This window comes from Micromonospora sp. R311 (assembly GCF_056780015.1).
This window is the reverse complement of sequence record NZ_JBSWCE010000024.1, coordinates 68892-82839: the sequence shown is the minus strand read 5'-3', so window position 1 is coordinate 82839 and position 13948 is coordinate 68892. Positions and strand designations below refer to the sequence as shown.

Genomic DNA, 13948 nt, shown 5'->3' with positions numbered 1-13948 from the left:
GGTCACGGCGTCAGGGCGCGACGCCGATGCCCTGGCCGGCGAACTCGACCCAGTTCAGGTTGCCGAAGCCGCTGGCCGGGCCGCCGGGGACGGTGGTGAAGACGAGGTAGAGCCGGTGCGTGCCGCCCGGGTCGGTGATCGGCACGGTGGTGCTGGTGAAGGCGTTGTTGCCGGTGGTCGCGTTGACCGTGGCGGTGCCCAGCAGCGGGCCGCTGGGAGAGCCCAGCCGCAGCTGGACGGCGAACCGGGGCTGCCCGGCGGTGGCGGCGCTGCCCCCGGAGGTGCGCAGGGTGACCGACTGCATGTTGTGCAGGTTCACCGTGTTGTTGATCGCGATCCAGTCGCCCGGGTCGAGGCTGCCGCGTTGCTGCCCGCCGCCGGTGTCGGCGCTGGTGCCGACGGTGGTGCCGGACTGGTCCGTGGCGAACTCGACCTCCTGCCGCTTGGCCTGGATGATCTGCTGGTCCACCGTGGTCAGCGCCGGCTGGCCGTTCGCCCCCTGGTCGGTGTAGGACGCGCTGACCACGCCGTAGATGTAGCCGCCGTGCGACGCGTCGTCCGGGTCGGTGGGCAGGACGCCCGAGCAGCCGAACTGGTTGGCCTCACCGTGGCCGTGGCTGTCGTGGCCGAGGACGAAGGTCACCTCGACCTTGGCGCAGTCGACCGGGCCGTCCTCCGGGTCGGTGACCGTCACCGACCACGGGATCCCGTCGCCCCACTCGAAGAAGCCGCCCTCGATCGGGGTGTTGACGGTCACGGTGGGCGCGGTGTTGCCGACCGTGATCGTGGTGTTCGCCGACGCGCTCTTGCCGCTGGAGTCGGTCACCGTGAGCCGCGCGGTGTAGACGCCGTTGGCGGTGTAGGTGTGCGTCGGGTTCGGGTCGACCGAGTCGGTGCTGCCGTTGCCGTCGAAGTCCCAGGCGAACGAGATGGAGTCCGCCGGGTCCGGGTCCTTCGAGCCCTCGCTGCTGAACGACACGGTCAGCGGTGCGGTGCCGTTGGTCCGGTCGGCCGTGAGCACGGCGTTCGGCGCCCGCAGGCCCTTGACGTAGCTGAACTTCAGCATCGCCGCGTCCGGGTTGATGTTGAAGAACCCGTCGCCGTACGTCAGCAGGTAGAAGTTGCCGTCCGCGCCCCACTTCATGTCCATCGGGTTGTCGCAGAGGAACGGCTTCGCCGGCGTGGTCGGCGCCTGCCCGCAGTTGAGCACGTTGTTGATCTTCAGGATGTCGCCCTGGCCGTCGAGCCGGATCTCCTTGAGCGTGTCCCGGGTGAACTCACCGAAGAAGATCGCGCCGTCGAAGTACGCGGGGAACTTCGTCTCCGACCTCAGCTCCGGGTCGTAGTCGTAGCGCGCCGCGCCGTGCGGCCCGACGCCGCCCGTGCCCAGCTCCGGGAAGAGCACCGGGCAGGTCTGCGTCGGGGTGGACAGGTAGGACTCCGGGCACGGGGTCGGGGCCTGGAACGAGTACCAGAGCTCCGACCTCTCCACCGCCGGCAGGTCGGTCAGGCCGGTGTTGTGCCGGGAGGTGTTCCTCGGCGCCGCGCAGTCGAACGGCGCCACCGGAGAGATCGGGCTGGTGGTCCAGTTCATCTCGATGTACGGCAGGTTCGGCTGCACGCACATCGGCCAGCCGTAGTTGGCCGGCTTGTCGACCACCATCATCCGGCCGGTGCCCGCCGGTCCCCGGCCCACCGCGGCGGTCGAGGAGTCGGGGGAGTAGTCGGTGATGTACGCGACGTCGTTCTTGTCGAGGGTGATCCGGAACGGGTTCCGGAAGCCCATCGCGTAGATCTCCGGCCGGGTCCTGTCGCCCGGGTCCTGCGCCTCGGCGAACATGTTGCCCGCCGGCACCGTGTAGCTGCCGTCCGCCTGCACCGAGATGCGCAGGATCTTGCCCCGCAGGTCGTTGGTGTTGGCGGAGCTGCGCCGGGCGTCGACGAAGGGCGCCTGGTAGACGCCGGTGGCGCTCACCGAGTCGTTGTGCGGGGAGAAGCCGCCGGAGCCACCGCCGCCGGCCGGGGTGTCGTCGCCGGTGACCAGCCAGAGGTTGTTCTTCGAGTCGAAGGCGATGTCGCCGGCCACGTGGCAGCAGGCGCCCCGGTCCACCGGCACCTGGAGGATCTTCTGCTCGCTGGCCAGGTCGAGCGAGGGCGTGTCACCGTCGACGAACTTGAACCGGGACAGCTGGAAGTACCCCTTCCACCGGTCCCACGCGGTCGGGTCGGTGCTGGTGGTCGGCGCGCCACCGGTGGGGGTGTCCAGCGGGGGCGCGTAGTAGAGGTAGACCCAGCGGTTGGTGGCGAACTCGCGGTCGATCGCCGGGCCGTACATCCCGTCCTCGCTGTGGGTGTAGACCGGGATCTGGGCCAGCACGGTGGTCTCGTTGCTCCGCGGGTCGTGCAGGCGTACGCCGCCGCGCCGGTCGGTCTGGATCACCCGGCCGTCGGGCAGCACGTCGAAGCCGATCGGCTCGTTGACGTTGGGCTGCGCCCCGATGACCTCCATCTGGTAGTTGGCCAGCACGGTGGCGCCACAGTCGCCGTTCGTCACGCCGGACGCCCACTGGATCGCGCCGGCGAGGTGCGCCCGCAGGTCGGTGCTGCCGTAGCTCTCCGGCGTCGCGCCGAGCCCGGTGTAGAAGGAGCGGCCGCCCTGGTAGTCCTTGCACCAGGTGACCGGGTGGTCGAAGCCCATCGTCCCGCCGGCGTACGACTTCTCGTCCACCGTGGCCAGGACGTGCGAGACGCCCCGGACGTTGGCGGCGAAGTTGTACCACCGGTCGGTGTGGTTCCAGCGCTCCGGCAGGGCCGCGGAGGCCGGGTGCACCCGGTCGGCGACGGTGACCGTGGCCGGGGCCGCCGCCGACGCGGCGCCCACCGCCCGGGTGCCGAGCACGTTGTCCAGGAAGGACCAACCGGGCTCGGCCTCGATCGCGGAGTGCACGCCGACGAAGCCGCCGCCGTCGCGGTAGTACCGCTCGAACGCGGCCTGCTGGGCGTCGGTGAGGACGTCGCCGGAGGTGTTCAGGAACACCACCGCGCGGAACTGCTTGAGGTGCGGTTCGTCGAACTTGCGGGCGTCGTCGGTCACCTCGACCGTGAAGCGCCGGTCGTTGCCGAGCTGGCGGATCGCGTCCACCCCGGCGGCGGTGGCGGCGTGGTCGCCGCCGGCGGACCGGGTGAAGACGAGAACCTTGTACTCGATGCCGTTGCTGTTCGGTGCTGGCGCGGCGAGCGCCGGCGTGGGGTGCTGCTGGGCGGTCGCGACGAGCGTCGCGCCGACGAGGGTGAGAAGGCTGAGGAAGGTGGTGGCCCTTCGGCCGATCGGTCTGCGCATCGAACCTCGCTCTGGTCGGGCGGGTCCGCCCCAGCGGCTCGGGACGTCGCTGAGGAGGTCGCGGGGGGTACCAAAGAGCCTGGCCAGGTTCTACGCAGGACGATATTTGCGCCTAGGACTAAAGAGAAGAGGCTGACGGCAGAAGTTTTCGATGTTCGGGCCGAACTTTTGCTCCAAACAGGCGAAAGTGGTGAGCGGCGCCCGTCCGTACGGCCGTGACGTGCCCGGACACACGCGAGCGGGCCGATCGCCTGGTGGCGATCGGCCCGCTCGCGGATGAGCTCAGAGGGTGCTGCCGCTGGTGCCCGAACTCGACGGCTTGCGGGACGTGGCGCCGGCCGACGTCGACCCGGAGATCGAGCCGGTCGAACTCGAGCCCGAGCTCGACGAGCCGGAGCCGGACTTGGCGCCGACGGTGGCCGGCGTGCCGGCGAACGCGTCGTCGGCGGCGGTCAACTCCTGCTTGCTGCCGTTGCCGCTGAGCTTCTCGCCCAGCTTCGACTGGCCGAGCTTGTCCTTGCCCTCGCTGTAGAGCCGGGTCGCCTGGGCCTGCGCGACGCCCGCCGCCTCCTGCACGGTGGGGTGGTCGAGCACCTTGCGGCCCCGGATCACCAACTCCTCGTACTTCTCCCGGCCGGCACGGGCGCCCAGGACGAATCCCGCAGCCAGCCCGCCAAGAAACATGATCTTTCCGCGCATGGCGGCTCCTTCCGTACCTGACGCGCCGTCGTCCCGCCGGTTACCCGGCGGGAGTGACCAACTCGCGCCTGCGTCCTCTGTCCGCAGCTAACTACCCATCCTGCTCTCCGCTCATACCTCCTTGTGCCGCGATGACGATTTGTCCCTTTTATTCGCAGTCGACACGGCGAGTCCGGCACCCCGGATCGGTGGGTAACCCCCTCGACCAACACCCCCCGGAGTCCTGTACTCTTGTCCCGTCGCACGGCGAAGGAGAGATCCGGAAACCGGGCAACACGGTCCCCCGTAGCTCAATTGGCAGAGCAGCCGGCTGTTAACCGGCAGGTTTTTGGTTCGAGTCCAAACGGGGGAGCCACTCCACTCGACGCCCGTCGGCACCGCCGGCGGGCGTTCGTCGTTTCCGAGCGAGGGCCGCCCCCGCACGGGCGGGCCCGTCCCGTTTCGCCCACCCCGATCCCGCTCAGCCGGCAGGATGGTCGATGTCGACTTAGACTCCGGCTGCGTCGATTGGTGCGTCGATTGTTGGGTGAGGGCGAATGTCCGGACGGGGCGGCAGGGTCACGCTGATCGCGCTGGCGGTCGTGCTCGCGTGGCTGGTCGTCGGCGCGCTCGCCGGCCCCTACTCGGGCCGGCTCGGGGAGGTCGCCACCAACGACAACGCCGCCTTCCTGCCCGCCGACGCCGAGGCCACCCGGGCCCAGGAACTGTCCGAGCGGTTCGTCGAGCGGCCGAGCACCCCGGCCCTGGTGGTCTACGAACGCACCGCCGGCATCACCGACGCCGACCGGCAGCGGGTGGCCGCGGACGCCGCCCGGTTCGCCGAGGTGCCCGGCGTGATCGGCCCGCTGCCCCCGCCGGTCCCCAGCCAGGACGGGCAGGCGTTGCAGGTGGTGGTGCCGATCGACGACGCCGACGGTGAGCGGATCGGCGTGGTGGTCGAGCAGTTGCGCGACATCGCCCGCGACGACCGGGACGGGCTGACCGTCGACGTGACGGGGCCGGCCGGCCTGCTGGCCGACCTGATCGAGGTCTTCGCCGCCATCGACGGCACGCTGCTGCTGGTCACCCTCTGCGTGGTGCTGGTGATCCTGCTGGTCGTCTACCGCAGCCCGATCCTCTGGATCTTTCCGCTGCTCGCCGCCGGGATGTCGTACGCGCTGGCCGCCGTCTTCGTCTACCTGCTCGCCGACACCGGCGTCATCACGCTCAACGGGCAGGCGCAGGGCATCCTCACCGTGCTGGTCTTCGGCGCCGGCACCGACTACGCGCTGCTGCTGGTCGCCCGCTACCGGGAGGAACTGCACCGGCACGCCCGGCCCTGGGACGCGATGCGCACCGCCTGGAAGGGCGCCGCCCCGGCGATCATCGCCTCCGGCGGCACCGTCATCCTCAGCCTGCTCTGCCTGCTGCTGTCCAGCCTGAACTCCAACCGGGCGCTCGGCCCGGCCGCCGCCATCGGCATCGCCGCCACCCTGCTGGTGATGCTCACCTTCCTGCCCGCCCTGCTGGTGCTCGGCGGGCGCTGGGCGTTCTGGCCGCGCCGGCCCCGCCGAGACGAGGCCGAACCGCGGGCCGAGCACGGCCTCTGGCGCCGGATCGCCGGCTTCGTGGCCCGCCGGCCCCGACCGGTCTGGCTGGTCACCGCGGTGGCACTGGCCGCCCTGGCGCTCGGCCTGACCCAGCTCAACGCGACCATCCTCGGCCAGTCCGACCTGTTCACCCAGCGCACCGACTCGGTGGCCGGGCAGGAGGTGATCGCCCGGCACTACCCGGCCGGCACCGGCAGCCCGGCCACCATCGTCACCAAGCAGCAGACCGCCGGGCCGGTCGCCGAGGTGGCCCGGGGCGTGCCCGGGGTGGCCGCGGTGCGCCCGGTCACCGAGCAGCGGGCCGGCCGGCCGGCGGAGAACGCGCCGCCGAAGGTGGTCGACGGCATGGTGCGGCTGGAGGCGACGCTGGCCGACCCGCCGGACAGCGACGGCGCCGAGCGGACCATCCGCGACCTGCGCGCGGCCGTGCACCGGGTGCCCGGCGCCGACGCGGTGGTCGGCGGCTTCACCGCGATCAACGTGGACACCGCGGACGCCTCGACCCGCGACCAGAACGTCATCATCCCGGTGGTGCTGGTGGTGATCGCGATCATCCTGGCCCTGCTGCTGCGCGCGTTGCTCGCCCCGGTCCTGCTGATCGCCACCGTGCTGCTCTCGTTCGCCGCGACGCTCGGGCTCTGCGCGCTGATCTTCCGGTACGTCCTGGACTTCCCCGGGGTGGACGCCTCGTTCCCGCTGTTCGCCTTCGTCTTCCTGATCGCCCTCGGCATCGACTACAACATCTTCCTGATGAGCCGGGTGCGGGAGGAGTCCGTCCGGCGGGGCACCCGGGCCGGGGTGCTGGTCGGCCTCGCGGTCACCGGCGGCGTGATCACCTCGGCCGGCGTCGTGCTCGTCGCGACCTTCTCGGCGCTGGCCGTCCTTCCGCTGGTGGTGCTCGTCGAGCTGGGCGTGGCGGTCGCGGTGGGCGTGCTCATCGACACCATCGTGGTCCGCTCGCTGCTGGTCCCGGCCCTGGCGTACGACATCGGGCCACGGGTCTGGTGGCCTGGCCGGCTGGCCCGGGCGAACGGCGAGCGGGAGGCGCGCCGTGCTGGCTGAGACCGACGTGGTGATCGTCGGCGGCGGCCTGGCCGGCCTCGCCGCGGCCCGGCGGCTGCACCGTGCCGGCGTGCCCTGGCGGCTGCTCGAGGCCGGCGGCCGGCTCGGCGGCCGGATCGCCACCGACGCCGTCGACGGCTACCTGCTCGACCGGGGCTTCCAGGTGCTCAACACCGCCTACCCGCGGCTCGGCACGCTGCTCGACGTCGACCGGCTCCGGCTCGGCCGGTTCACTCCCGGCGTGCTGGTGCGTAAGGGTGACGCGCTGGTCCGGCTGGTCAACCCGCTGCGCCAGCCGACGGGCGGGCCGCGCACCGCGCTGGCCGGGATCGGCTCGCCACTCGACCGGCTGCGGTTCGCCGCGCTCGCCGCCGGCTGCGCCACCCTGCCGCCCGGGCGGCTGCTCGCCGCGCCGGAGACCACCACCGAGGCGGCGCTGCGCCGGGCCGGCCTCTCCGACGCGATCATCGAGGAACTGCTCCGGCCGTTCCTCTCCGGCGTCTTCGTCGAGCGGGAGCTGGAGACCTCCAGCCGGGTGTTCGCGATGGTGCTGCGCTCGTTCGCCCGCGGCCGGATCGGCCTGCCCGCCGAGGGGATGGCCGCGCTGCCCCGGGCGATCGCCGACCCGCTGCCCGCGGACCTGATCGAGCTGGACACCCCGGTCGCCCAGGTCGCGCCCGGCCGGGTCCGCACCCAGGCCGGCGACATCGGCTGCCGCGCCGTCGTGGTCGCCGTCGACCCGCCGGCCGCGGCCGCCCTGCTGCCGGCCCTGGCGACGGTACGCATGCACAGCTACACGACGTACTACCACAGCACCGCCGAACCGCCGCTTGACGAGCCGATCCTGCTCGTCGACGGCGACCGCCGCGAGACCGTCGCCAACACCGTGGTGGTCAGCCGGGCGGCGCCCACGTACGCGCCGGCGGGGCGGCACCTGGTGGCCACCTCGGTGGTCGGCCCAACGGCCCCGCCCGAGCCGGCCGTCCGGCTCGAACTGGCCCGGCTCTACGGACGGTCCACCGCCGACTGGACCCACCTGACCACCGTGTCGATCCCCGCCGCGCTGCCCGCCGCGCCGCCGCCGCAGGGGCGGCTGCGCAAGCCGGTCGCGCTCGGCGACGGCCTGTTCGTGGCCGGTGACCACCGGGACAGCCCGTCCGTCCAGGGGGCGCTGGCGAGCGGCTGGCGGGCCGCCGGGGCGGTGCTGGCCGAGCTGCGGTCCGGCTGAGAAAGCGGGGTCCCCGCGGGGTTGATGATCACTTATCATCCTCGCCATGCCTGCACCCCTCCCGCCGCCCAACTTCGACGCCGCGGCGGCGTACCCCCAGGTCAGCGCGGTGCGCGCGGCGCTCGCCGCGCGGGACTGGCCGGCCCTGCGCGCGCAACTGGCCGAGCCGGACTGGCACGGCCGCACGATGCTGGTCGGCGAGGTCGGGGAGACCACCGACATCGAGGAGTTCCTCCGCGGGGTGCTGGCCCAGCAGCCGGACGACCCGCTGGCCGGGACGCTGCTCGGCGCGTACCTGATCCGCGCCGGCTGGCGGATCCGCTCCGCCCGCCGCGCCCAGTACGTCAGCCGGGAGCAGTTCGCCCAGTTCTTCGACCACCTGCGCCGCGCCGAGCAGGTGCTGATCGAGGTGACCGCCCGGCACCCCGACGACGCGGCGGCCTGGACACAGCGGATCACCAACGCCCGGGGCCTGCAGCTCGGCCAGGCCGAGGCGCGCCGCCGCTACGACCAGCTCGCCAAGCACCACCCGCACCACCTGCCCGCGCAGGCGTCCCTGCTGCAGCAGTTCTGCCCGAAGTGGAGCGGCACCTGGGAGCGGGCACACGGCTTCGCCCGGGAGTGCGCCGAGGCCGCCCCGGCCGGCGCGCCGAACGCCGTGCTGGTCGTCGAGGCGCACCTGGAGCAGGCGCTGGACCAGGACACCCTCGGCAAGGCCGGCACCCACCTGCGCAGCCCGCAGGTCAGCCGGGAGATCCACGAGGCGGCGCAGCGGTCGGTCTGGCACCCCGACTTCCGCAACGGCTGGGGCTGGGTCTGGGTGCGCAGCACCTTCGCCATGGCGTTCTGCCTGATGGAGGAGTGGACGTCGGCCGCGCAGCAGTTCCAGGCGATGGGGCCGCTCGGCCACGAGTCGATGTTCGGCTACATCGACGGCGACGAGACGAAGCAGTTCCAGCGGTTCCGCGACAAGGCGTACGCGAAGGGCGGCGTGGCATGATCCAGCACCTGGACGTGGACGGGGTGCCCACGCTGCTCGCCCCGACCGGCGGGCCGATGCGCGCCGGGCTGACCTTCCGGGTCGGCACCGCCGACGAGACGCTGGCCCGCAGCGGCGTCACCCACCTGCTGGAACACCTGGCGCTCGCCCCGCTCGGGATGGCCGACTACCACTTCAACGGGGCCACCTCGCCGGTCTTCACCACCTTCCACATGCAGGGGTCCGAGCAGGACATCGCCACCTTCCTCACCGCCGTCTGCGCCAACCTGACCGACCTGCCGACCGGGCGGCTGGAGGTGGAGAAGGAGATCCTGCGCACCGAGTGGAGCAGCCGGGGCGGCTCGCCGGTCGAGGCGGTGCCGCTGTGGCGGCACGGCGCCCGGGACTTCGGCCTGACCAGCTACCCGGAGTGGGGGCTCGGCGCGCTCACCGGCGACGACCTGCGGCAGTGGGCCGCCCGGTGGTTCACCCGGGAGAACGCGGTGCTCTGGATCGCCGGCGACCGGGTGCCCGCCGGGCTGCGGCTGGCGCTGCCCGCCGGCGTACGGCAGCCCGTGCCGGCGGCGTCGTCGGCGCTGCCGCGCACCCCGGCGTACTTCGTCTCCGGCTCGCGGGCGGTGGTGCTCGACGCGGTGGTGCGGCGCCGGACCGCCGCGAGCCTCTTCGCCGACGTGCTGGAGCGCGAGCTGTTCCGGTCGCTGCGGCAGGAGGGCGGCCTCTCCTACACCACCACCGCCGGCTACGACCCGCGCGGTGACGGGTACGCCAGCCTGCGCGCGCTCGCCGACGCGCTGCCCGAGAAGCAGGACGCGGTGCTCGGCGGCTTCGTCGACACCCTCGCCAAGCTCCGGGTCGGCCGGATCGAGCAGGGCGACCTGGACGCCTGCGTGGCCAAGCGGGAGGACTTCCTCGGCACCGCCGAGGTGGACGCCGCCCGGCTGCCGGCGTACGCCTGCAACGTGCTCACCGGGGAGCGCAACCTCACCGTCGAGGAGCACCGGGCCGAGCTGAAGGCGGTGACCGTCGCCGACCTGCACGAGGTGGCCCGGGAGGTGGCGGGGTCGGCGCTGCTGATGGTGCCGGAGGGGAACACCGCCGACTGGGCCGGGTTCGTCGAGGCGCCCACCTGCTCGGAGCGGATCGTGGACGGCACCGCGTACCGGGAGAGGGAGGGCGACGGCGAGCTGCGGGTCGGCGTCGACGGGGTGAGCTACGTCGGCCCGGGCGGCCCGCTCACCGTCACGTACGCCGACTGCGCCGTGCTGCTCGCCTGGCCGGACGGCGCCCGGCAGCTGATCGGGCCCGACGCCATCTCGATGCGGATCGAGCCCACCCTGTTCGAGCTGCACCCCGGCGCGATCCGGGTGGTCGACTCGCAGGTGCCGGCGGAGCGGCAGGTGGTCATGCCGGCCCGCGACCCGGAGCGGATCCCGCAGCCCCGCGCGACCGCCGCGGCGGCGGCCCCTCGGGAGCCGGTCAAGCGCTCCTGGTGGGAGATCCCGCTGATGGTGGTCAGCGGCCTGGTCGCGCTGGCGGTCGGCGGGCTGACCTTCCTGCTCACCCTCGGCATGTTCATCACCGAGACGGCGGAAGGCGACGAGGGCTGGCTGTGGGGCGTCATCGTGGTGGGCTGGCTGCTGACTGTTATCCTCGCGTTGCCCATCGTGTTGCTGCGCCGACGACGCCGATGAGCGACGGTGCCGGTTCGTGCTGGCTCGTGATCGACCGGCCGGGATAAGATCCGGCCCGGTGCCGGGGCGGTAGCTCAGCCGGTTAGAGCAGGGGACTCATAATCCCTCGGTCGCGGGTTCGAGTCCCGCCCGCCCCACCACGCAAAACTACCGCTCAGCCATCCTTCAAGCCAGAGCGGAGCTCATCACCGACGTCGAGCCGGAGACGCGCCGCCCCGACCGGCCGGTGCCGCCGATGGCCGGTACCGCTGCGGTCGGGGCGGTTGGGCATCTGCCGGCCACCGCCATCGAGGAGGGCCGGGACCTGTCCTCGATGGGCGGCAACCTGGCCGACAGCTCCTATCGTCTGCTGCCGGCCTGACGGCCCGACCTCACTTCAGGTGCCGGGCGAAGAACCGGCTCCCGTCGTCCCCCTCGAACTGCGGGACGCCGGTGTGCCCGCCCATGTTGGCGTGCAGCGTCTTCTCCGTGGAGCCGAAGGCGTCGAACAGGTCCAGGGCCAACTGCCGGTCGTTTCCTTCGTCGTCCCACTGGAGCAGGACCTGCAACGGGATGGTGACCTGCCGGGCCTCCTCGAACATGGTGCGGGGCACGAAACTCCCGGCGAAGAGAAGGGCGGCCGAGATGCGCGGCTCGACCACCGCCAGCCGGACGCCGATGGCGATCACCCCTCCCGCGTACCCGACCGGGCCGCCGATCTCGGGCAGCGAAAGGAGGGCATCCAGGGCGGCCCGCCATTCCGGGACCGCCTTTTCGACCAGCGGGAGGACGAGCCGGTCGACGATCTCGTCGTCGACCGGCTCGCCGGCCTCCAGCGCCCGGCGCAGATCGGCGCGGGCCTCCTCGGCGGCGGCGGAACGTGGCCGGTCACCGCTGCCGGGGAGTTCGATGGTGGCCGCGGCGAAGCCCTCCGCCGCGGAGTGCCGGGCCCGGGCCACCAGTCGGGGGTACATCTTGTGCAGTCCGCCGGGGTGGCCGAGCAGGATCAGCGGAGCCGGTGCGGATGCGGATCCGGGCGTCCACAGGATGCCGGGGATCTCGTCGAGGGTGAATTCGCGCTCGAGGACGCCGTCGTCGAGGCGCTGTTCGGAAGTGAATCGCACGGTCGTGCCTTTCGGGAGTGCTCGTGAACGGCGCTCCCGGACGACCTATCGCCCGACCGTGACCCCGGAGGGAAGCACCCACGTCGATACGTTCACGGGTACCACCTCCTCGATCTCTCGCACGGCCTCCGGAAAAGTAGCAGCGGTCGCCGCGGTCCGCCAACCGGTTTGCCGGGGCTCCGTGGCCGGACACCGGCGGACAGTCGTCTTGATCCTTGCCGGGCGAGGGCCGGCGATCGCTTCCGGCCGTCGGCCGCGGCGACCACCCGGCGTGATTCCCAAGCTGACGGCTTGCCCTCGCATCACCCGGTCACCATGACCATGTCGACGGCGGTGAGGGACCGGGCGCGACGTCGTACCCGCCTGCTACGGTGCGCCGCAGTTGGCCGGTCAGAGCAACCCGAGGTGGGACAGCGCGGCTACGGGGGGCGGGCACTGGTAGGTCCCCGGAGTGATCCCGGGACTGAATGTCGGACACCGCGACCCGCCCCTCGCCACGCGCACCACGGGCCCGAGGTGAGCGGGGCCGAGGTGTGGATCGACGGCAGGCGGGACGGCAGCGAGTGAGCGGCCTGCTTCACCTGCCACCTGAAGAGTGAGTCACCACCCTGGGGTTGGAGCGGAGGGCGCATGTCTGGCGAGCGAATGACGAAGCCGAGGAGAAGAGTTCTTGTCGTAGTCGCGGTCGCCGTGGCCCTCCTGAGCGTCTTCGCGGCGGTGACCGCCATGCGTCGTGCGCAGGAGTTTGAGGTGTCGGTGAACTCCTACAACGCAAGCAGTGACCCCAGGGTCATCGATGCCCGCGTCGAGATGCATCCCGACTTTGAGATCGTGCGGACGGACGCTGACTACCAGGGTGATCGTGTGATCTTGCACGTGGTTGCCCGGCAGCCGACTCTGTGGTGGTCGGGCGCCGATTACGCGGAGGTGCGATGGGTGCGGGTGAGGCTTGACAGGCCGCTCGGTGATCGCCAGGTGCTGGATGCTGTCAGTGGCAGCTCTGTGCCACGAGACTGATCCGCCGGTCACGGGCCCGGCCCGGCTGTCGGGTGCGTCCACACCCGGTCCGCACGAGGCCGGCGGACAGTAGGGGTCCACCACAGAAAACCCCTGGTCAGCCATGCTGCCGGCGACTCGGTTGAACTGTGTCGAGATCCGAACCGACGCCTCGGTCCGCACTGGGTCGGCAGCAGCCGAGCCGCTGCCTGACCGAAGACCCGGCGTCGGTGAGCACCCTCGTTCACGGCGCTATCGTCGATCGTTCGCCGGAGCCGTCCCGTGCCGGTTGCAGTGCCTTGTGGACGGGGTCGTGCCCCGGGCGTGGGTCCTGGCGCTTGGTCGGTCGGACCTGCAGGACCGCGACGGAGGAGAGCACCAGGACCCCGCCGGCGAGCTGGACGGCGCTCAGGGATTCGCCGAGGGTGAGCGCGGCCAGTGCGGTGGTGACCACGGGTTCGAAGGTGGACAGGATGGCGGCGGTCGACGGGCCGGTCCGCTTCAGGCCCGCGAAGAAGGTGAGCATCGCCAGGACGGTGGAGACGACGGCGATGCAGGCCAGCCAGAACCAGCCCGCCAATCTGAAGTCGAGATCGACGCCGCCGGTGAACAGGGCGCGTGCGCCGAGGGTGCCGGCGGCGCCGGTCATCACCAGCGCGGAGAGCACCACCGGCGGCAGCCGGTGGACGACGGTGTCGGCGACGAGGATGTAGCCGGTGTAGGTGATCGCGGCGCCGAAGGCGAGCAGCGCCCCGAGGGGATGGAAGCTCACGCCGCCGGCGCCGAGGAGGACGAGCAGCGTTCCGCAGGACGCGGCCACCAGCGCCGCGCAGCGCCCGGGTGTCAGCCGGTCCCGGCCCAGCAGCACCGCCGCCACGGTGACCAGGACGGGGTAGGTGTAGAGGATCAGGGACAACAGCGACGCGTCCATCAGCCGCAGGGCGGAGAAGTACAGGCTGGCCTGAGCGGCGTACCCGACGGCGCCCAGGCCGACGGCGGTGGCCACCACGAAGCCGCGCGCAGTCGCCGGACGGCCGGTTGGCCCGCGGTGTGGTCCCGGTTCTCCTCGACGTAGCTCCTTGCGGACGAGCAGGAGTATCCCCAGCAGCGCGGCTGCCAGGCTGAAGCGCACCAGGAGCAGCGTCCCGGGCGAGACGCCGGCCTGGTAGGCGAGCTTCCCGAAGATTGCCATGGCGCCGAAGCACGCCGCGGAGACGAGACACAGTGCCGCACCCATGCG

Annotated in this window: 10 protein-coding genes and 2 tRNA genes; 8 read left to right on the top strand and 4 right to left on the bottom strand. The window is 72.2% G+C overall.

Features of this window, described 5'->3' with window-relative positions; all coding sequences use genetic code 11:
* Window positions 1-10: 10 nt before the first annotated feature.
* Together AC1WTP_RS21030 and AC1WTP_RS21025 are read right to left on the bottom strand one after the other, a co-directional pair.
* The gene (locus AC1WTP_RS21030; protein WP_481650966.1) at window positions 11-3340 is read right to left on the bottom strand and encodes a ThuA domain-containing protein; all 3330 of its coding nucleotides are present in this window, start codon (window positions 3338-3340) and stop codon (window positions 11-13) included.
* Window positions 3341-3622: 282 nt separating this feature from the next.
* Window positions 3623-4039, bottom strand: coding sequence for a hypothetical protein (locus AC1WTP_RS21025; protein WP_447139501.1), 417 nt, complete (start codon window positions 4037-4039; stop codon window positions 3623-3625).
* 279 nt (window positions 4040-4318) lie between these two features.
* Between AC1WTP_RS21025 and AC1WTP_RS21020 the strand changes: the two genes are divergently transcribed.
* The 7 genes from AC1WTP_RS21020 to AC1WTP_RS20990 all read left to right on the top strand — a co-directional run bounded on the left by AC1WTP_RS21020 (window position 4319) and on the right by AC1WTP_RS20990 (window position 10970).
* Window positions 4319-4394: transfer RNA gene (locus AC1WTP_RS21020), tRNA-Asn, on the top strand.
* 181 nt (window positions 4395-4575) lie between these two features.
* On the top strand, window positions 4576-6690 hold the full coding sequence (locus AC1WTP_RS21015; protein ID WP_481650965.1) for an MMPL family transporter: 2115 nt from the start codon (window positions 4576-4578) through the stop codon (window positions 6688-6690).
* Window positions 6680-7918 (top strand): FAD-dependent oxidoreductase, encoded by a 1239-nt coding sequence (locus AC1WTP_RS21010; protein WP_481650964.1) that lies wholly within the window; start codon window positions 6680-6682, stop codon window positions 7916-7918. The genes AC1WTP_RS21015 and AC1WTP_RS21010 overlap by 11 nt, the downstream gene beginning before the upstream one ends.
* A 46-nt stretch (window positions 7919-7964) precedes the next feature.
* Window positions 7965-8918: a hypothetical protein gene (locus tag AC1WTP_RS21005; protein ID WP_481650963.1), complete on the top strand. Its 954-nt coding sequence runs from the start codon at window positions 7965-7967 to the stop codon at window positions 8916-8918.
* Window positions 8915-10609 (top strand): M16 family metallopeptidase, encoded by a 1695-nt coding sequence (locus tag AC1WTP_RS21000; RefSeq protein WP_481650962.1) that lies wholly within the window; start codon window positions 8915-8917, stop codon window positions 10607-10609. The genes AC1WTP_RS21005 and AC1WTP_RS21000 overlap by 4 nt, the downstream gene beginning before the upstream one ends.
* A 63-nt stretch (window positions 10610-10672) precedes the next feature.
* Window positions 10673-10749 (top strand) — tRNA-Ile (locus AC1WTP_RS20995).
* A 95-nt stretch (window positions 10750-10844) separates the two neighbouring features.
* The gene (locus tag AC1WTP_RS20990; protein WP_481650961.1) at window positions 10845-10970 is read left to right on the top strand and encodes a hypothetical protein; all 126 of its coding nucleotides are present in this window, start codon (window positions 10845-10847) and stop codon (window positions 10968-10970) included.
* 10 nt (window positions 10971-10980) lie between these two features.
* Here AC1WTP_RS20990 and AC1WTP_RS20985 read toward each other — a convergent pair whose 3' ends face one another.
* Complete coding sequence (locus tag AC1WTP_RS20985) at window positions 10981-11712, bottom strand: alpha/beta hydrolase family protein (RefSeq protein ID WP_481650960.1); 732 nt, start codon at window positions 11710-11712, stop codon at window positions 10981-10983.
* Window positions 11713-12342: 630 nt separating this feature from the next.
* Here AC1WTP_RS20985 and AC1WTP_RS20980 point away from each other — a divergent pair.
* A complete protein-coding gene (locus AC1WTP_RS20980) occupies window positions 12343-12729 on the top strand; it encodes a hypothetical protein (RefSeq protein WP_481650959.1) in 387 nt (128 codons plus the stop codon).
* Window positions 12730-12952: 223 nt separating this feature from the next.
* Here the strand turns inward: AC1WTP_RS20980 and AC1WTP_RS20975 are convergent, their stop codons facing one another.
* Window positions 12953-13945, bottom strand: a complete 993-nt coding sequence (locus AC1WTP_RS20975) for a DMT family transporter (protein ID WP_481650958.1) — start codon at window positions 13943-13945, stop codon at window positions 12953-12955.
* Window positions 13946-13948: the final 3 nt, after the last annotated feature.